The following is an 18,602-nucleotide window of genomic DNA, read 5'->3' on the forward strand; positions in this document are numbered from 1 at the left end:
ACGTTATCGCTCGTCGCGACGTCCACCCACGGCCGCCCACCAGCGACGGATATGTACCGTGACTTCTTCGCGGTCGTGATAAAGCTGACGCGCCTGGATTTCCGCGTTAATCCCGTGTTCGTCCAGCTGCTGCTGAATATAAGCCAGGTTCTGCGACACCTCTTCGTAGCGCTTTTTCATCGGCAGCTTGAGGTTGAAAATCGTCTCACGACACCAGCCGTTCACCAGCCAGGAGGCCATCAGGGCCGCGACTTTCGCCGGTTTTTCTACCATGTCGCACACCATCCAGGAGATGTTGTTGCGGTTAGGCCGATAGCGGAAGCCGTCCTCACGCAGCCAGGTGACCTGCCCGGTATCCATCAGGCTTTGCGCCATCGGGCCGTTATCCACAGACGAAACCCACATGTTGCGTTTCACCAGCTGATAGGTCCAGCCGCCCGGGCATGCGCCAAGGTCGACGGCATACATGCCGTTTGCCAGACGTTCGTCCCACTCATCCGCCGGGATAAACACGTGGAACGCCTCTTCCAGCTTCAGGGTTGAACGGCTCGGCGCGTCTGCCGGGAAGCGCAGACGCGGGATCCCCATAAAGAACGGCGAGTTATTGGTGGTATACGAGTAGCCGGCGTAGCAACATCCTGGCGCAATAAAGAAGATATGCACAACCGGACGCTTTGCCGTTTCGTAGTTAGTCAGCACCCCCGCATCACGCAGCGCCGCGCGCAGCGGCACGGTAAACTTACGGCAGAACTTCATCAGCTCTTTGCTTTCGTTGGTGTCGGCCACTTCCACGCGTAAATCGCCGCCCTTCTCCACCACGCCCTGCAACAGGCCAACAATCGGCGTAATGCGATCTTCCGGCGGAAGATCTTTCAGCAGTTCGCCCGCGACAAACATCTGGCGCGCGAAAATCAATGAGCTGAACGGCAGTTCGCGCGCCAGCTTGTCGGCATCATCAGGCTGATAACATTCAAATACCACATAGCCCGCGTTCTCTTTGACGCGAGCGAATCCGAAGACTTCACGCTTCGCCGCTTTATCGGTGATTTCCGCGGCGCACTCTTTCTCAAACCCCGGGCGACAATATAAAACAACCTTATTCATGAACAACGCCCTTGCGTTTCAGACGGATAGCTCCGATAAACATTAAAACCCAACCCGCCAGGAAGCTGACGCCGCCGACAGGTGTAACAAACGCCCACAGGCGTAAATGCGACAGCGCCAGACAGTAGAGGCTGCCGCTGAACAGTACGGTACCCAGCGCCAGAAAGACGCTGCTCCAGTAAAACCAGATGCTGATGCGGCGCTGCATCGCCACCGCCAGCCCAAAAATTGCCAGCGTGTGGAACGCCTGATATTCAAGGCCGGTCTGGATCCAGCCCATCTCCACAACGCCCAAAGACTTGCTTAAGACATGCGCGCCAAACGCGCCCAGAGCTACAAAAATAAAGCCACTCACCGCGGCGAAAATCAGCATGAATCGGCTGGTCATGTTTAAGTCCTGAATTGATGCGTGCCCGGCACACAAACGTTATTGTTCATACCTGAAGCGGAATTTTTCTTGCTCGCTTGCCGCTTTTGCCAGTATCCACTGCCGGAAAGCAGCTATTTTACCCAGTTCTGCCTGACTGTCATGACAAACCAGATAAAATGCATTCTTGCTGACCAGTACATCGTTAAATGGGCAAACCAGACGGCCTGCCTCAATTTCGGACTGCGCCATCACGTTGTTTGCCAACGCCACGCCCTGCCCGTGAATGGCAGCCTGTAGCACCATCGCGCTGTGGCTAAAAATGGGCCCCTGCTGCACGTTAATATGATTAAGACCTAACTGGCGGGTATACGTTTGCCAGTCGCGACGCGAGGCATCGTGTAAAAGCGTATGTTGCGCGAGATCGGCGGGCGTCTTAAGCGCTTTATCCCCCGTCAGCAGCAGCGGTGAACAGACCGGCAAGAGATATTCTGCGTATAATTTTTCCACACGCAAGCCCGGCCAATTACCACGGCCGTAAAAAATCGCCACGTCCACATCATCTGCAAGCTTGTCTTCCTGACGGTCCACGGCCTGGATTCGGACATCGATTCCCGGATAAGTTGAGTTAAAGCTTGAGAGTCGCGGCACCAGCCACTGAATGGCAAAACTGGGCAATAAACTGACAGTCAGGGCACCTTTTGCACTTCGGGCCTGAAGTTTGCGAGTGGCTTCCGTCAGCTGGGAAAAAATCTCTTTAATATCCTGAAAATAGCTCTGCCCCTCTTCGGTCAACAGCAATGAACGGTTGCGTCGACGAAACAGCTTAAGCCCCAGAAAATCCTCCAGAGACTTGATTTGATGACTTACTGCGGCCTGTGTCACAAAAAGCTCATCGGCTGCGCGAGTGAAGCTGAGGTGGCGTGCTGCTGCATCAAAAACACGTAATGCATTTAGGGGTGGCAATCGCTTGGACATGGTTATCTGGCTTAGATGTTAACGAGATTTAACATATAGGAAACAACGTTTAACCTATTAGTTTTTTTTATCTGAGCCATTATAATTTGTCCGTTGAGGAACTACCAGCAAATACCTATAGTGGCGGCACTTCCTGAGCCGGAACGAAAAGCTTTTTTTGGAATGCGTGTTCTGAAGGGCTTTTGGCTTACGGTTGTGATGTTGTGTTGTTGTGTTTGCAATTGGTCTGCGATTCAGACCACGGTAGCAACGCTACCAATTTTTCACTTCCTGTACATTTACCCTGTCTGTCCATAGTGATTAATGTAGCACCGCCAACTTGCGGTGCTTTTTTTTCGCTTATCTAACTGTTAATGCTCGATTTCCTTCATCTCTTTCACGTCACTGCGGTTGATCTGCTGTTTGTTCCCGTTAGCATCTTTGTATGAAATCATCCCGGTATCATTATCGGTTGTCGGTTTCCCTTCAGAGACGATAGATCGACCATCGTTAGTATGCATTACGTAGTTGTTACCAGAACAGGCGCTCAGGGCAAAGGTCAACGCACAGGCAGAAATGATTGCAGCTGTCTTTTTCATGATTATCTCCTTTAGCAATTAATGCTATTCAAACCTCGATTTATAACAGGCTAAAACATCCGCCTAACACTATTTAGCATAACCTGCTTTTTCAGACTCGCCAGGATAAGCAGACAAATCTGATAGATATCAACTTCCTTGCCCTGTCGATGAATTTGCGCGACGATCGGAGAATCGAGATGAGGAATTCCATGAACGCTTTCAGCCCTGCGCAGTTTCGCGCACAGTTTCCGGCGCTGGCCGATGCCGGCATTTACCTTGATAGCGCCGCCACGGCCCTTAAGCCGCAGGCGGTGATAGAGGCAACCCGCCAGTTTTACAGCCTGAGCGCCGGGAACGTGCACCGCAGCCAGTATGCCGACGCGCAGCGCTTAACGGCGCAATACGAAGCCGCACGTGATCAGGTCGCGCGCCTGATCAATGCTGACAGCGGTAAGAATATCGTCTGGACGCGGGGCACCACCGAGGCCATTAACATGGTGGCGCAATGTTACGCGCGTCCGCTGTTGCAGCCCGGGGATGAGATCATCGTCAGCGAGGCGGAACACCACGCCAACCTGGTGCCCTGGCTGATGGTGGCCGAACAAACCGGGGCACGGGTTGTAAAGCTCCCGTTGGGTACAGACTTCCTGCCTGACGTGGCGCGTCTGCCTGAGCTGATTACGCCGCGCAGCCGTATTCTGGCGCTGGGGCAGATGTCCAACGTCACCGGCGGCTGTCCGGATCTGGCGCGTGCCATTGAGATTGCCCATGCCAGCGGCGTGGTGGTGATGGTCGACGGTGCGCAGGGGGTGGTGCATTTTCCGGCTGACGTTCAGGCGCTGGATATCGACTTCTATGCCTTCTCAGGACACAAATTGTACGGGCCAACCGGTATCGGCGCGCTGTACGGCAAACCTGACCTGCTGGCCCGGATGACGCCGTGGCTCGGCGGGGGCAAGATGATTACCGAAGTCACCTTCGATGGTTTTAAAACGCAGGATGTGCCTTACCGCCTGGAAGCCGGTACGCCAAACGTGGCCGGGGTTATCGGTCTGAGCGCGGCGCTCGAATGGCTGGCAGAAACGGATGTGGTTCAGGCTGAAAGCTGGAGCCGGGGTCTGGCGACGCTGGCGGAAGAAGAGCTTAAAAAACGCCCGGGGTTTCGCTCGTTCCGCGTACAGGACTCCAGCCTGCTCGCCTTTGACTTCGCGGGCGTACACCATAGCGACATGGTGACGCTGCTTGCCGGGTACGGCATTGCCCTGCGTGCCGGACAGCACTGCGCCCAGCCGCTGCTGGCAGCCATGGGCGTGAGCGGCACCCTGCGCGCCTCGTTTGCCCCGTACAATTCAAAAAGTGACGTCGACGCGCTGGTTTCCGCCATCGACCGCGCCCTGGAATTACTGGTGGATTAATGACAAGTTCAGCCTTAGCCGGGCACCCGTTCGGCACCGTTATCACTGAAGAGACGTTGAAACAGACCTTCGCCCCGCTCACGCAGTGGGAGGATAAATACCGTCAGCTGATCCTGCTGGGTAAACAGCTGCCCACGCTGTCAGACGAGCTGAAATCACAGGCGGAGGAGATCGCCGGCTGCGAGAACCGCGTCTGGCTTGGGTTTAGCGTATCCGGTGAGAAACTGCATTTCTTCGGCGACAGCGAGGGACGCATTGTTCGCGGTCTGCTGGCGGTGCTGTTGACCGCAATCGAAGGGAAAAGCGCCGCAGAGCTGCTGGCGCATTCTCCGCTGGCGCTGTTTGATGAGCTGGGACTTCGCGCGCAGCTTAGCGCCTCGCGCGGACAGGGACTGATCGCGCTCAACGACGCGGTGCTGAATGCCGCCCGTCAGGCTCAGGCCTGACGTTCCGCCTTCGCCATCATCTTCTTCAGGGCGTGAGAGACCGCCACAAAGCCGAAGGAGGCGGTCACCATGGTGGCCGCTCCAAACCCTGATGCACAATCCATCCGCTTTGGCCCTTCCGCTGTGCTTTTCATTGCACAGACCGAACCATCCGCCTGCGGATAAACCAGCGCTTCTGTCGAGAACACACAGTCCACGCCCAGCTTGCCTTTGCTGTTTTTCACCACGTTGAAGTCGCTTTTTAAGCGCTCGCGCAGCTTAGCGGCCAGCGGATCCTGAATGGTTTTCGCCAGGTCCGCCACCTGGATCTGCGTCGGATCAATTTGTCCACCCGCGCCGCCTGTTGTCACCAGCGGTACCTTGTAACGACGACAATAAGCGATCAGCGCCGCTTTTGGCCGCACGCTGTCGATGGCGTCAATCACATAGCTGTAGCCTTTGCTCATGTACTCCGCGACGTTATCTGCCGTCACAAAGTCGTCGATTACCGTCACCCTACACTCCGGGTTGATGAGACGAATACGCTCCGCCATCACCTCAGACTTAGCCAGACCGACGTTATCACGCAGGGCGTGGATCTGACGGTTAGTGTTAGTAACGCAAACGTCATCCATATCAATCAACGTAATTGCGCCAATGCCGGTTCTCGCCAGCGCTTCTGCTGCCCACGAACCCACACCACCAATGCCCACCACGCAGACATGCGCATCCGCGAACAGTTGCAGGGCTTTTTCACCATATAACCGTGCCGTGCCGCCGAAACGCTGGCGCCAGGCATCGCTGATTACCACAGACATAAAACCTCAGATGTAAAAAGGGTGAGGTATTCCTCACCCTGAACCGTAATCCTTATTGCCCTCAGAATACCACAATCAGCCGCTGAATACGTTTCCGGTACCCGGCGCTGTCTTCAGCACCCACACGCGTCCGTAGTGGTTATACCAGCCTGCACGGTGACCGGCATCCGGGCCGATGCCCTGATAAATGTCGAAGTGCTGGCCTTTGATCGCCCCCCCCACATCCAGCGCCACCATCAGGCGCAATTCATACTTGCCGTTGAATTTGCCGTTGTTGTCGAGGAGAGGGACTTCCGCCAGCAGCGTGGTACCCGCCGGGATAATCGAACGATCCGATGCCACAGAAGCGCGGCCAATCAGCGGTACGGCACTAGCCCCTTTCACTGGCGCAAAGTTTTGCGGTTTGAAGAAGACAAACGATGGGTTCTGCTCAAGCAGCTCTCGCACTTCCGCTTCGCTGTGTTTTTCGCCCCACTCGCGGATCGCCTGCATTGACATATCTTCTCGTTTCACTTCACCACGGTCGATGAGCACTTTACCGATACTGCGATAGGCATGACCATTTTTCCCCGCATAGCTAAAGAAGTTCAACGGCGAGCCGTCGCCAAAATCAATATAACCGCTGCCCTGCACGTCCATAATGAAGTTGTCCATCAGCGAGTTGCTGTAGGCCAGAACATAATTTTCGCTAAGCGCACCGGCGTAGATCTCGGCGCGAGACGGCAAACGACCGCGTTTCGGCGGCATACGGTAAATAGGATACTGGAACTCGCCCTGGCGCGTGTGTCGCGCCTGGACAACCGGGGTGTAGTAACCGGTAAACTGGACGTTACCGTAGTTATCCGCCCCCTCCATCTGCCAGGCATCGATACCAAACTGGCGCATATTACGGGTATCACCGCCTGCACGCAGCCAGTCCTGGACGGCGCTATAGACGTTGTTCTGCGAACTGTATAAACGCGGGGAAGCAGTGCGGATCTGGTAGACCTGCTCGGAGAAATCTCCGGCATTGATCGGAGCGCCCACGGCGTCTGGCTGGTTAACTAAAGAGAAAGGCTGGGATAACTTCCCGTCTTTATACTGTTGACCGCGATCGGTCGGTTTGGAAGAACAGGCCGCAAGAATTGCTACCATTGCGCCCGTCATCAGATACTTCGCCCAACGTCCTTTCATTATATCTCGTCTTTTAGTTGCCCAATTCCGCGTGATGAAGATAACAAACCCACCGTGTTAATGAAATGCAATCGCCTTCCCTTTGGCAAATTCTGCACAAAAAATAGCCCAAAGTGGCTTTTACCGTTCATTTTGCATACAAAATAATGAATTATGTGAAAAAGGGGTTGCATCACAAACCTATCCGAGTATAGTGCGCTTCCACGGACGCGGGGTGGAGCAGCCTGGTAGCTCGTCGGGCTCATAACCCGAAGGTCGTCGGTTCAAATCCGGCCCCCGCAACCAATTAAAATTTGATGAAGTATCTTCTACGACTGTAGAAAGACGGACGCGGGGTGGAGCAGCCTGGTAGCTCGTCGGGCTCATAACCCGAAGGTCGTCGGTTCAAATCCGGCCCCCGCAACCAATCAAATTTGAAGAAGTAAGTTTCTACAAGTGTAGAAAGACGGACGCGGGGTGGAGCAGCCTGGTAGCTCGTCGGGCTCATAACCCGAAGGTCGTCGGTTCAAATCCGGCCCCCGCAACCAACACTTCTTAAAACAATAAACACCCTGAAGGGTGTTTTTTTGTATCTGGCGTTTGTGAAAACGCCGGGCATGATACCCGGCTTAATGCCCTATCCCCGCCGCGCCAGCGTTTCCCCGTCTGAGAAGTAGGCCCGGATCCCCGCCAGAATTGATTCCGCCACTTCCTGCTGGAATTTAGCCGTCTTGAGCTTACGTTCCTCTTCAACGTTACTGATAAACGCGGTTTCGACCAGAATGGACGGAATATCCGGCGCTTTCAGTACCGCAAATCCGGCCTGCTCGACGCTGTTTTTGTGCAGCTTATTGACCCGACCCAGCTTCCCCAGCACCGCTTTACCAAATTTCAGGCTGTCGGTAATGGTTAGCGACTGCACCATATCGAACATCGTATGGTCGACGTAACGGTCGCCGCTTTTGCTCACGCCACCGATTAAATCCGAGGCGTTCTGCGTGTCCGCCAGATATCTCGCTGCGGTACTGGTCGCCCCCTTCGTTGACAGGGCAAACACTGATGACCCGCTCGGCTGGCGGCTGGTGAAGGCATCTGCGTGAATAGAAACAAACAGATCCGCGCGCTGCTTCTGTGCTTTTGCCACGCGGACCTTCAGCGGGATAAAGACATCTTCGTTGCGCGTCATGTAGGCGCGCATATTGCCCTCTTTGTCGATCAACGCCTTCAGACGACGGGCAATTTGCAGCACCACATCTTTTTCGCGGGTGCGATATTTCCCGACGGCGCCGGAATCTTCTCCGCCATGGCCAGGATCGAGCATTATTACAATCGGGCGATCGCGCCCGGCTTTGCCCGGCTTTGGACCGCTTTGCGCTGGCGTAACCTGGCTGTCGAGATCGCCTTTGTTGTAATCCTCAAGTAATGCCAGGAGCGGATCCTGAATATCCGTTGCATTCGCCGGATAGAGATCCATCACCAGACGCTCCTTAAAGGCGGCAACAGGCGCAAGGGCAAAGAGCTGTGGTTTCACGTTCTGCTTTAGCTCAAACACCATGCGCACGGTTTGCGGATCGAACTGCCCGACGCGCGCTGATTTGATAAACGGATCGTCGCCCCGGATCTGAGCCGCCATGCCTTTAAGCACGGAATTGAGGTTTACTCCTTCAAGATCAACCACCACACGTTCAGGATTGCTGAGGGCAAATTGCTTGTATTTCAGCACGCGGTTGGACTCGACCGTCACGCGCGTATAGGTCGACGACGGCCAGACGCGCACCGCGACTACCTGGCTTGTGGCGGCAAGACCCACCTGGCTGACGCTAAGCAACCACATCGCCCCGGCCCCTTTTAACAGGCGGCGGCGGCTTATTGCTGAATTGGATCCCGACATGCTTCTCCCGAGCAAGAAATCTGATTAATGAACAAAACGCCCAAATTGACCGAAAACTTTAACGAATGACGCATAAACTGTCATCTATAAAAGGGTAAACAATCATACGTTAACGCACGGATTACTTATTATTTTCTGTGGGTCGCAGAAAATTTAGGCTTGCACACGTGACCATAATCGAATAAAAATACACAAATTACGAATAAACATTCATTAAGGGTTGTGTCATGGTTAAGGAACGCAGAACCGAACTGGTCCAGGGATTCCGCCATTCTGTTCCCTATATCAACACCCATCGGGGAAAAACGTTTGTCATCATGCTTGGCGGCGAAGCCATTGAGCATGAAAACTTTTCCAGCATCGTCAATGATATCGGCCTGCTGCACAGCCTCGGCATCCGTCTGGTGGTGGTATATGGCGCGCGTCCGCAAATCGAAGCCAACCTGGCCGCCCATCACCATGAGCCGATCTACCACAAACATACCCGCGTGACGGATGCGAAAACCCTCGAACTCGTCAAACAGGCGGCGGGTCTGTTACAGCTCGATATCACCGCCCGCCTGTCGATGAGCCTGAATAATACGCCGTTGCAGGGCGCGCACATCAACGTGGTAAGCGGCAACTTTATCATCGCTCAGCCACTCGGCGTGGACGATGGCGTGGATTACTGCCACAGCGGCCGCATCCGGCGTATAGATGAAGAAGCCATTCACCGACAGTTAGACAATGGCGCAATCGTCCTGATGGGACCCGTTGCCGTCTCCGTAACGGGTGAAAGTTTTAATCTGACCTCAGAAGAGATTGCCACCCAGCTGGCCATCAAGCTGAAAGCGGAAAAAATGATCGGCTTTTGCTCCTCACAGGGCGTCGTTAACGATGAGGGCGTGATTGTGCCAGAACTTTTTCCGAATGAAGCCCAGGCGCGCGTGGAAGCGCTGGAAGCACAAGGCGATTACTATTCCGGTACCGTGCGTTTTCTGCGCGGCGCCGTTAAAGCGTGCCGCAGCGGGGTGCGCCGCAGTCACCTGATCAGCTATCAGGAGGACGGCGCGCTGTTGCAGGAGCTGTTCTCCCGTGACGGGATCGGTACGCAGATCGTGATGGAGAGCGCCGAGCAGATCCGCCGTGCCACCATCAACGATATCGGCGGCATTCTGGAGCTGATCCGTCCGCTGGAACAACAGGGCATTCTGGTTCGCCGCTCCCGCGAGCAGCTGGAGATGGAGATCGACAAGTTCACCATTATTCAACGCGATAACCTGACGATTGCCTGTGCGGCGCTTTATCCGTTCCCGGAAGAGCAGATTGGCGAAATGGCATGCGTCGCCGTGCACCCAGATTACCGTAGCTCCTCGCGGGGGGAACTGCTGCTTGAACGCGTGGCGGCACAGGCGCGCCAGATGGGTTTGAGCAAGCTCTTCGTGCTCACCACGCGCAGCATTCACTGGTTCCAGGAGCGCGGCTTCACGCCGGTGGATATTGATTCCCTGCCGGAAAGTAAGAAAGAGATGTACAACTACCAGCGCCGCTCGAAGGTGTTAATGGCGGACCTGGGATAACAGTCACCCTCTCCTGACGGAGAGGGCGTTCACTCAGACAGATTCAAATATCGCGCTTAATCCGCTTCTGCGCTCGGTGCGGGTGGCAATCGCCTGGCTCAACACGCGCTCATCCGCATACAGCGACAAACGCTGGCGCGCACGGGTAATGGCAGTGTAGACCAGCTCGCGGGTCACAACCGGTGAAAGCTGGGTCGGCAGGATCAGCGCCGCATGGTTGAACTCGGAGCCCTGAGATTTATGTACCGTCATCGCCCATGCCGTTTCATGCTCTGGCAGGCGGCTGGGCTGGACGGACTTCACGCTACCGTCCGGCAGCTGGAACCAGACGCGCAGACCGTTACCGCGATCGAGCGCAATGCCGATGTCCCCGTTGAACAGCCCCAGCGCGCTGTCGTTGCGGGAGATCATCACAGGTCGGCCTTCATACCATCGTGAATGCGGTGGACGGTTAATTTTGCGTTTCTGCACCAGCAGCTGCTCCAGCCTGTCGTTCAGGCCCGTTACGCCAAACGGCCCTTCCCGCAATGCGCACAGAAGCTGATATTCGCCAAATGCGGCGATGACCTGCCCGGGTTGACTGCGCTGCTGCACGCAGTTCAGAAAACGCTGGTATCCCTGAAGAGCCGCTTCAAGCATAGCCTGATACTCTTCCCCGCTTTGCAGCGATTTCTTTTCAATGTCAGTGAAGGAACCGTCAAACACCGTGCGCGTGGCGTGCCTGTCGCCACGGTTGACCGCCGCAGCCAGCTGGCCGATGCCGGAGTCGCTACCGAAACGGTAGCTTTTTTGCAGCAGGCACAGGCTGTCACGCAGTGCGCCCGCGATCGGCGTGTGATCGGGTTCAAGCGAGCAACCGGTCAGACGGGCGAGCTCCTCCGCCCGCGCGGCGGTATAACCGTAACTGGCGTAGGTACAGATATCTCCCAGCACCGCCCCGGCTTCTACAGAGGCGAGCTGGTCGCGATCGCCCAGGAAAACCACGCGCGCATGGGGTGGTAGCGCATCGATCAGGCGCGACATCATGGTCAGGTCGATCATGGAGGCTTCATCCACCACCAGCACGTCCAGATGCAGCGGATTGCCCGCATGGTAGCGCAGCCGCTGGCTACCCGGCTGCGCGCCGAGCAGACGGTGCAGGGTACTTGCTTCACCCGGGAAAAGCGCAAGCTGCTCCTGAGTGAGTGGCAGCTGTTGCATTGCGCCGCCCAATGACTCGGTCAGACGCGCCGCAGCCTTTCCGGTGGGCGCCGCCAGACGAATACGGCATCGCTGCTCTCCTGAAAGCTGTATCAGGGCTGCCAGCAGCTTTGCGACGGTCGTTGTTTTCCCGGTCCCCGGGCCGCCGGATATCACGGAGATCCGCCGCGTCAGGGCGACAGCTGCCGCCACTTTCTGCCAGTCTGTGGCTTCACCAGAGTCAAACAGCCCGTCCAGCGTCTGGCGAAGCTGCGCCTCGTCGCAGGGAAGCGGCGCATTGGTCTCACTAAAGAAACGCGCTACCGTCAGTTCGTTTCGCCACAGGCGGTTCAGGTATAAGCGCTCCCCCGTCAGGATCAGCGGTGCCTGGTTTTCTCCCGGCCCGACGGCTGACGATTCGCGCAAAATCTTCTGCCAGTCCACCGCATCACCCAGCAGAGCAAAGCAAGACTGGATTACGGGCGGCATATTCCCGTCAACCACCAGACGCGAGAGCGGCAGACACACATGGCCCTCTCCAGCGTCTTTACTTAAAAGGGCTGCTGCAAGCATCACGGCGGGCTGGTCAGCGGCAATCATCATGGCAAACTGTACGTCCAGCTGACGCAGCACACGTTGCTCTACTGCATCCAGCAATAAGTCCTGCATCGTCATGCCATCTCCTCCGTATTTGCAGCAAACAGGTTATCCATTTTATCGATCAATTCCGCATCCGGACGAGTGCTGAAGATACCACTGCGCGGATCGGCAGCGTCGACCCCGCGCAGGAACAGGTAGATGACGCCGCCAAAATGGTCGTCGTAACGGTAGTCCGCAATACGGTGGCGCAGATAGCGGTGCAGCGCCAGGGTATAGAGCTGATACTGGAGATCGTAGCGATGCATCTGCATGGCGGCCGCCATCGCCTGCCGGGTATAGGCTTCGCTGTTCTCGCCCAGCCAGTTCGATTTGTAATCCAGCAGGTAGTACCGTCCTTCGTGGCGGAAGACCAGGTCGATAAACCCTTTCAGCATGCCCTGCACCTGACGGAAGTTCAGCGGGGGGCAACCGGCTGACAGCGGATCGTACTGACGGATAAGCGCATCGAGCGCGTCGGCCTTAAGCGGGCCTGCGACAGGCAGATAAAACTCCATCTCCACCTGCTTATTTTTGGCCGTTAACTGGCGAAGAGAGAAGCCCTGCGGCGTCAGCGGCGCCTGCAAAATGGCGTTGATCCAGTCAGTGAGAACGGGCTGCCAGTGCGCGTCATAGCCTCCGCTCTGCAACATCTTCAGCACCCACTCCTCACTGACAGGTTGGGTGAAATCAAGCTCTTCAAAAAGGCTGTGCAAAAAGGTGCCCGGCGACGCGCCGCGTGGGAACTGATGCGGAGTTAACATCGGTTCAACCGGAACATCGCCCACACCTGCGGCATCCACGTCCAGCTTCGGCATGAGATCCTGCGCAATACTTTGCCCGTGCTGTTGCAGGCCAGAATAGCTGGTGACGCGCCAGTCATCGGCAAGCACCCGTGTGATCTGGCGCGCGTTAAGATCGGTCGTGGGCTCTTGCGCCATTTCCCAGCGGCTGTTGTCTGGCAGAGAGGGGATATGCAGGGCAATATCGTCACCGCAAAGCGACTCAATACAGAGGCGCAACCCCGCCGCATCTTTCGGCTCACCACGCTGAATAAGCCGCCCTAACGCGCTTAAATGGAAATCGCTCTCCCCTGTTTTCTCCCCGCGACGGCGGAAAACCGGCGCGACGCCCAGGCTGCAATGCCAGACAGAACGGGTCAGCGCCACGTAAAGCAAGCGCAAATCCTCCGCCAGACGCTCCGCTTCCGCCAGCTCAACGCTGGTTTCCGCCTTGCTGAGATCGAGTACCGCATCGAAAGTCTCGCGGTCATGATAATAGGCCTGATCCTGAACGCGGTAGTTGGCGATAAAGGGCAGCCAGACCAGCGGATACTCGAGACCTTTCGATTTGTGAATGGTGACGATTTGCACCAGATGCTTATCGCTCTCAAGACGCATCTGCTGGCTTGAGGCGTTACTGTTTGGATCCGCGATTTGCTGCGCCAGCCAGCGCACGAGGGCATGTTCACTTTCAAGCTGGGTGCCGGCTTCCTGCAACAGTTCGCTGATGTGTAAAATATCGGTAAGACGCCTTTCACCGCCGGATGACGCCAGCATATTTTCGGCAATCTGACGCCGCGTCATCAGTTCGCGAAGCATCGCCATGACGCCGCGTTTTTGCCAGCGTTCACGGTAATGGACAAACTCTTCCACCACCGCATCCCATGCGTTTTCGTCATGGTTGAGCTCATCAATATCGCGCGCGTTCAACCCCAGCATAGAGCTGGCCAGCGCGCTTCGAAGCGTATTTTCGCGCTCCGGCGCCAGTACCGCCTGAAGTAGCCAGAGCATTTCCTGGGCTTCCAGCGTGTCAAACACGCTGTCGCGGTTAGAGAGATACACTGACGGAATATCCAGCAACGTTAGCGCATCGCGGATTAGCGCAGCTTCCTGACGACTGCGCACCAGCACGGTTATATCAGAGGCTTTAACAGGATTCGCCTGTTCCCCCTTCCACAGCAGCGCCTCGCCGCGCGCGCCTGCGCTCAGCCAGTCACGGATTTGCGCGGCGCAGTGCTGGGCCATCGCCGCCTGATAGTCGGCAACCCCATAGCCTTCCCCTTCCAGCAGCCAGAAGGTCATGGCGGGTTGCACCGCGCCACTGACGTCGAAGCGCAGGGATGCGTTTTTTGGGGCGGATTTCACCGGCAGGAAAGGGATTTCATTGAACATGAACGCCGTCTCCATACGGCTGAACAGCGCATTGACGCTCTCAACCATCCCCGGAGCGGAACGCCAGTTAGTGTCTAACGTGTAATGCGCGACAACCTCACTACGGGCTTTCATATAGGTGAAGATATCTGCCCCGCGGAAGGCGTAAATCGCCTGTTTAGGGTCGCCAATCAACAACAGGGCAGTATCGGGCTGCTGTCGCCAGATGCGGCGAAAAATGCGGTACTGCTGAGGGTCGGTGTCCTGAAATTCGTCAATCATCGCCACCGGAAAACGGGTACGGATCGCGCTGGCGAGCGCGTCACCATTCTCGCTGGACAGCGCCTCGTCCAGGCGGCTCAGCATGTCATCAAACCCCAGCTCGCCCCGGCGACGTTTTTCGCGCGCTACGGCCTGGCGGATCTCCGTCATGGCGCGGGAGATCATCAAGTCATTGAGCGTTAATGGCTCAGCAAGCAGCGCTTCAATCGCCACAAACAGGGGGTGCTCAGGCACAATACCGTCGGCTTTGGTTCGCTCGGTCAAAAAGCGCTGCGAAAATTTTTCCAGTGCGTCCGGAAGCTGGTAGCCCCGCGTCTCCTCCTGGGCCCAGGCGCTGATCTTTTCGATCCACTTCCCCTGGTTCCCCCGGTTGAACTTGCGTCTGTCGATGCCAGAGTTTTCGATGATCGCATCAATTTCACCAACCGACTCATTCCACTTCTGCTTGAGAGCAGCAATTTTGGCAACGATCTTTTCATGGCGCGAGGCCAGCGTTTCATCGGCAGGCGGCGGAGATTTAATGACTGGCGCTTCGCCTTGCAGGTAACGGTCGATGGCGCGAAGAAGCTCTTCCGGACCTTTCCATAGAGCGTGAACCGCTTCAGCAATGTCGCGCTGCAACGGATAACAGTGACGACGCCAGAAATCCGCACAGGCCTGATAGCGAAGCTCGGATTCATCTTCAATAAGCTGCTGCTCAAAGAGCATGCCGGATTCAAACGCATTCAGGCTCAGCATGCGCTGACAAAAACCGTGAATGGTGAAAACGGACGCTTCATCCATTTGCCGCTCGGCCAGCAGCAGCCAGTGCGCAGCCTGTTGCTTATCCGCAATTTCGTCCAGCAGGCTGGCGTAGAGGGGGTTATCCGTCGTCTGTCGCAGACAGGCGATGCGCAGCTCATGAATGTTGCTGCGAATACGACCACGCAGCTCGGCAGTGGCCGCTTCGGTGAAGGTTACCACCAGCAGCTCTTCCACGCTTAACGGGCGCGAAAAAGCGGCATTGCCGCCGAGCCCCAACAGCAGGCGCAGATAAAGCGCGGCGATGGTATAGGTTTTTCCCGTTCCCGCTGAGGCTTCAATCAGTCGCTCACCCTGTAGAGGTAAACTTAGGGGATCAAGCGGCTCAGCGGTATGGGTCATTCTTTCTTACTCCAGGGCATAGTTTGTTGCAGCGCGCTGACGCTCTTCCAGACGGTCCACTCTTTTGATTTTACGTAGTCCGTTTTCCCGTTCTGGCTGCCAGAAACCTGAGACAGGATGGCCATACCCTGCGGTTTTACCACCGCCTGATGGAAGAAATCGGCAACCTTCTGTGGCGTCAGCTGTTTTATTTCGGCCACTATTTTATCACGCGAATCAAATTTCATATTACCGCGATCAAAATCTTTGCTCAGCTGCGAGGTCTCTTCACCCAGCGTCTGCGGCGGCAGCATTACCTGGGCGATAACCGCCTGCTGGATCTGGGCAAACTCTTCCGGCTTCATCGCGCGCAGTTTTGCTTCCGCCTGCGGGAAGAACGCCTGATAACGTTGCCACAGGTAAGCGGGTTGCTTGTCGCTGCTTTGCAGAAGGAAGCCCAGCCCCCACTGACGGCCCACATTCATGGAGAAGGCGAACACCGCATAGCCCAGCTGCTCTTCGGTGCGCAACTGGTTGTAGAACCACGGCTGAATAATTTGACCGAGTACCGCACTCTGGGCAGAGCTGGTAAATTCGTCATAACCGACAGGGACAAACACCGCAGCAAGCGCGGAATCCGTGCTGCTCCCCGTTTTTTCGAAGATCACGTTCTGCTTTTTCTCTACCAGCACATCCTGGTTGCGGCACCACTCATCGCCTTTTGAACCCAGTTGCGTACGCACGTTTTGCGCCAGCGTTTTAGCCTGATCTTCGCTCATATTCCCCACAACCAGGAACTCCGGACGGGTATTGATTTTCAGCGCATCACGGTAAGCCAGCACCTCTTTTAAGGTGATTGAGGGCAGTAACGCACGGCGATCTTCGCGCTGGAAGTACGGAATTTGCGACAGCATTTGCGCTGGCATAATCGCCTGATCGTAGGCTTTACCTTTCTCGGCAGAATCCATCATCTGCGCATACCAGGACTTAGCCTGCTCGAGCTGTTCTTCCGTAGGCGTATAGCTGAAATAACCGTCCAGCAGCGCCTGCAACAGCTGCGGCAAACGCTGGGTATAGCCGTTGGCATTCACCATCAGGCCGTTATTGGCGTTGGTAGAGAAGCTGATGCCGCCAACGGCAGCCTGGTTGCTGAGCTGATCGAGGGCAATACCGGCCAGATAATCGTTCAGTGCAAAAAGCACCTGGTTTCTGGCGCTGTCCATTGCTTTGGGGTTACGCAGCACCACGCTGACATCGGCTTTTGGCTCGTCGGCGAAATAGCGGCTTGGGGTATAGACCACGCGCAGCGTTGGCTCATCAACAATCAGCTCCGGATGCGGATACGCCTTTGCGGGTTTGATCAGGGAGAAATCGTCCGGGATGTAGGGGTTAAGCTCCGGTAACTTCAGCGTAATCTCCCCCGCCTTTTTCTGCCAGCCCGCGAAGGTCTGTTCGCTGATTTTTTCAACCTGATACGGGGCATCAACGAAGTACGCCGTTTTGTTATGCGGTTCATTCGGACTGATATACCAGACGCGGGCATTCTGCGGAGTCATCATCGCCAGACGCGCTTTGAGCGCTCCGGCGTCATACTGGTCGGCAATATTGACCGCATCCAGCGTATGTTCCACCGGCACGCGGATCATAGTATCTGCCAGCCACTCAACGTAGTCCATGTCACGCGTGATAGAGGGATAGCGAAAATCGAGATCCAGCACGTGCGCCAGCTCGTCAAAGTAGCGTTTATCGACGCCTTTGTCGCGCAGCAGAGAGAGGTAACTGAAAATGGCCGCAACGACGTCGTCACGATGAGCAAGCCCTTTATCGGTCAGCGTCGCGGAGATGGCCAGCACGCCGCTATTACCGTTTACGACCGGATCGGAGTCAGCGCGAATTCCTTCAACCAGCCCCTGCTTTTGCAGCCAGTCGGAGAGTGTGCCCGGGCTGCGGTTGCCAATAAGATAGGTCACCAGCTCGTCGGTTTTGCTGCAGAACTGTGCCGTATTGTTATCAATACGGAATTCAACGCGTAACACCTTGCGCGGCAGTGCCGGAACATAGTGAATAACAATGCCTTTTTGCGCGTCCGTAACAACCGGCACGTTAATCTGCGGCAGTTCGATATTTTTATTTGGCACCCTGCCATAGGTCTGCGCCGCCATGTTTGCCAGCGTCGGCAACGGTTTGTTGCTGTAAATAACCGCTTTCATCAGATTGGCGGAATAGTATTTTTCACGAAACGCATGCAGCGCATCGAGCACCGGGCTACCCGGCTTGTCGCTCAGCGTTTCAAGGTTGCCGCCTGAGAAGCGCGAACCCGGGTGCGCCGGATTAATGGTTTCAGCGCTAACCTGCGCCATGCGCATACCGTCTCGCGTGCGCGCCATCGTCAGTTCGGCGTTCACGGCATTGCGTTCACGGTCAGCGTATTTTTTATCCAGCAGCGGTGCGGCGATGGCATCCGCCAGACGGTCCACCGCCCCGTCAAGCGCATCATTTTCCACTTCCAGGTAAAACGCGGTGCGATACGGCGCAGTACTGGCGTTGTGGCTGCCGCCATGCATTTTCAGAAATTCGGACAGGCTGTCAGGCTGTGGGTATTTTTTAGAGCCCATCAGCGTCATGTGTTCAAGGTAGTGCGCCAGCCCCGGATGGGCGTCAGGATCTTCCAGCGAACCGACCGGCACAACCAGTGCGGAGAGAGATTTGACCGCCTGAGGATCGGAAACCAGCAGCACGGTCATCCCGTTATCAAGACGAATCGCCTGATACTGACGGGTGTCCTTATCGCTCTTACGGATTGTTTCCTGGACTGGTTGCCAACCGGAATCGGCCTGAGTGACGGGAGCCCAAAGGGCGATAAACAAAACAAACGCTTTGAACAAGGTGCTGCCTGGCATTACGACCTCTTTATCACGGCTACATCATTAACAACGTGCGTGCTGGACACGCCAGCATCTC

Annotated in this window: 13 protein-coding genes and 3 tRNA genes; 6 read left to right on the forward strand and 10 right to left on the reverse strand. The window is 56.1% G+C overall.

Features of this window, described 5'->3' with window-relative positions; genetic code table 11:
- Window positions 1-3 precede the first annotated feature (3 nt).
- The 4 genes from rlmM to G6Q29_RS14600 form a co-directional block, all read right to left on the reverse strand.
- Window positions 4-1,104: a 23S rRNA (cytidine(2498)-2'-O)-methyltransferase RlmM gene (gene rlmM, locus G6Q29_RS14585; protein WP_063132983.1), complete on the reverse strand. Its 1,101-nt coding sequence runs from the start codon at window positions 1,102-1,104 to the stop codon at window positions 4-6.
- Window positions 1,097-1,492 carry a DUF423 domain-containing protein gene (locus G6Q29_RS14590; protein ID WP_003862756.1) on the reverse strand — a complete coding sequence of 132 codons (396 nt, stop codon included), beginning with the start codon at window positions 1,490-1,492 and terminating at the stop codon, window positions 1,097-1,099. Before G6Q29_RS14590 ends, rlmM begins: the two co-directional genes overlap by 8 nt.
- A gap of 39 nt (window positions 1,493-1,531) precedes the next feature.
- Entirely contained in the window at window positions 1,532-2,449 is a 918-nt protein-coding gene (gene gcvA / locus G6Q29_RS14595; protein WP_003862758.1) for a glycine cleavage system transcriptional regulator GcvA, read from the reverse strand.
- A gap of 350 nt (window positions 2,450-2,799) precedes the next feature.
- Window positions 2,800-3,027 (reverse strand): YgdI/YgdR family lipoprotein, encoded by a 228-nt coding sequence (locus G6Q29_RS14600; RefSeq protein WP_015571738.1) that lies wholly within the window; start codon window positions 3,025-3,027, stop codon window positions 2,800-2,802.
- Between the two features lie 191 nt (window positions 3,028-3,218).
- On the opposite strand from G6Q29_RS14600, the gene csdA reads away from it, so the two are divergent.
- Together csdA and csdE are read left to right on the forward strand one after the other, a co-directional pair.
- On the forward strand, window positions 3,219-4,424 hold the full coding sequence (gene csdA / locus G6Q29_RS14605) for a cysteine desulfurase CsdA (RefSeq protein ID WP_165466190.1): 1,206 nt from the start codon (window positions 3,219-3,221) through the stop codon (window positions 4,422-4,424).
- Window positions 4,424-4,870, forward strand: a complete 447-nt coding sequence (csdE, locus tag G6Q29_RS14610) for a cysteine desulfurase sulfur acceptor subunit CsdE (RefSeq protein WP_165466191.1) — start codon at window positions 4,424-4,426, stop codon at window positions 4,868-4,870. Before csdA ends, csdE begins: the two co-directional genes overlap by 1 nt.
- On the opposite strand, the gene tcdA is transcribed toward csdE, so the two are convergent.
- Together tcdA and mltA are read right to left on the reverse strand one after the other, a co-directional pair.
- On the reverse strand, window positions 4,861-5,667 hold the full coding sequence (gene tcdA, locus G6Q29_RS14615) for a tRNA cyclic N6-threonylcarbamoyladenosine(37) synthase TcdA (RefSeq protein WP_006811804.1): 807 nt from the start codon (window positions 5,665-5,667) through the stop codon (window positions 4,861-4,863). The two genes, csdE and tcdA, sit on opposite strands and share 10 nt — an antisense overlap.
- Before the next feature lie 75 nt (window positions 5,668-5,742).
- Window positions 5,743-6,840: a murein transglycosylase A gene (gene mltA, locus G6Q29_RS14620; protein ID WP_047050219.1), complete on the reverse strand. Its 1,098-nt coding sequence runs from the start codon at window positions 6,838-6,840 to the stop codon at window positions 5,743-5,745.
- A 208-nt stretch (window positions 6,841-7,048) separates the two neighbouring features.
- On the opposite strand from mltA, the gene G6Q29_RS14625 reads away from it, so the two are divergent.
- The 3 genes from G6Q29_RS14625 (at window position 7,049) to G6Q29_RS14635 (ending at window position 7,367) form a co-directional block, all read left to right on the forward strand.
- Window positions 7,049-7,125: transfer RNA gene (locus G6Q29_RS14625), tRNA-Met, on the forward strand.
- 44 nt (window positions 7,126-7,169) lie between these two features.
- Window positions 7,170-7,246, forward strand: a tRNA-Met gene (locus G6Q29_RS14630).
- Window positions 7,247-7,290: 44 nt separating this feature from the next.
- Window positions 7,291-7,367 (forward strand) — tRNA-Met (locus G6Q29_RS14635).
- An 89-nt stretch (window positions 7,368-7,456) separates the two neighbouring features.
- On the opposite strand, the gene amiC is transcribed toward G6Q29_RS14635, so the two are convergent.
- Entirely contained in the window at window positions 7,457-8,710 is a 1,254-nt protein-coding gene (gene amiC / locus G6Q29_RS14640) for an N-acetylmuramoyl-L-alanine amidase AmiC (protein ID WP_165466192.1), read from the reverse strand.
- A 227-nt stretch (window positions 8,711-8,937) separates the two neighbouring features.
- On the opposite strand from amiC, the gene argA reads away from it, so the two are divergent.
- On the forward strand, window positions 8,938-10,269 hold the full coding sequence (gene argA / locus G6Q29_RS14645; RefSeq protein ID WP_006811807.1) for an amino-acid N-acetyltransferase: 1,332 nt from the start codon (window positions 8,938-8,940) through the stop codon (window positions 10,267-10,269).
- A gap of 33 nt (window positions 10,270-10,302) precedes the next feature.
- Here the strand turns inward: argA and recD are convergent, their stop codons facing one another.
- Genes recD through ptrA form a run of 3 tightly spaced genes read right to left on the reverse strand, consistent with a single transcriptional unit; the run spans window position 10,303 to window position 18,541 of the window.
- On the reverse strand, window positions 10,303-12,123 hold the full coding sequence (gene recD, locus G6Q29_RS14650) for an exodeoxyribonuclease V subunit alpha (protein WP_165466193.1): 1,821 nt from the start codon (window positions 12,121-12,123) through the stop codon (window positions 10,303-10,305).
- Entirely contained in the window at window positions 12,120-15,662 is a 3,543-nt protein-coding gene (gene recB, locus G6Q29_RS14655) for an exodeoxyribonuclease V subunit beta (RefSeq protein WP_165466194.1), read from the reverse strand. Before recB ends, recD begins: the two co-directional genes overlap by 4 nt.
- Window positions 15,659-18,541 carry a pitrilysin gene (gene ptrA / locus G6Q29_RS14660; protein WP_165466195.1) on the reverse strand — a complete coding sequence of 961 codons (2,883 nt, stop codon included), beginning with the start codon at window positions 18,539-18,541 and terminating at the stop codon, window positions 15,659-15,661. The genes recB and ptrA overlap by 4 nt, the downstream gene beginning before the upstream one ends.
- Between the last annotated feature and the right edge of the window lie 61 nt (window positions 18,542-18,602).

The organism is Enterobacter cloacae (assembly GCF_011078175.1).
GTDB classification, from domain to species: domain Bacteria; phylum Pseudomonadota; class Gammaproteobacteria; order Enterobacterales; family Enterobacteriaceae; genus Enterobacter; species Enterobacter cloacae_Q.